This window comes from Massilia sp. HP4 (genome assembly GCF_005222695.1).
In the GTDB taxonomy this organism is placed as follows: Bacteria; Pseudomonadota; Gammaproteobacteria; order Burkholderiales; family Burkholderiaceae_D; genus Telluria.
Map to the genome: position 1 here is coordinate 1 of NZ_STGG01000040.1, position 566 is coordinate 566.

The following is a 566-nucleotide window of genomic DNA, read 5'->3' on the forward strand; positions in this document are numbered from 1 at the left end:
GCGCTGCCATCGCCATGGGCAGGCCAATGACTTGCAACGGTTCCGTTGCTGCCAGTGTGGCCGTACCTTCAACGACCTGACCGGCACGCCACTGGCGCGGCTCAGGCACAAGGGCAAGTGGCTTGATTATCTGGGCGCGCTACTCGATTCGCGCACGGTGCGCAGCGCAGCCAGGCAGGTCGGCGTCCACCGCAACACCACCTTTCGCTGGCGTCACCGTTTTCTTCACTGGGTCAAATACGACCGGCCGCAGCAACTGACAGGCATTGTCGAAGCAGACGAGACCTTCCTGCTCGAATCGCAAAAGGGTTCACGCAAACTCGATCGCAAACCGCGCAAGCGCGGCGGCAAGGCGGCCTTGCGCGGCCTCTCACACCACCTCGACTGCATCCTGGTCGCGCGCGACCGTAGCGGGCAGACCATCGACGCCGTCACCGGCCGCGGCGCGTTGACAAAATCCCAGTTAAACGAATACCTGTTTCCCAAGCTCGATCCCCAGGCCCTGCTGGTCACCGACGCCAACGCCGCCTACCGCGCCTTCGCCCGCGAGCACGGCATCGCCCATC

At 64.3% G+C, this 566-nt stretch carries 1 protein-coding gene; it reads left to right on the top strand.

Translation table 11 applies throughout. The features are described from left to right. Positions 1 to 566: IS1595 family transposase (locus E8M83_RS14040; protein ID WP_137173970.1), on the top strand; the 566-nt coding region annotated here is incomplete at both ends.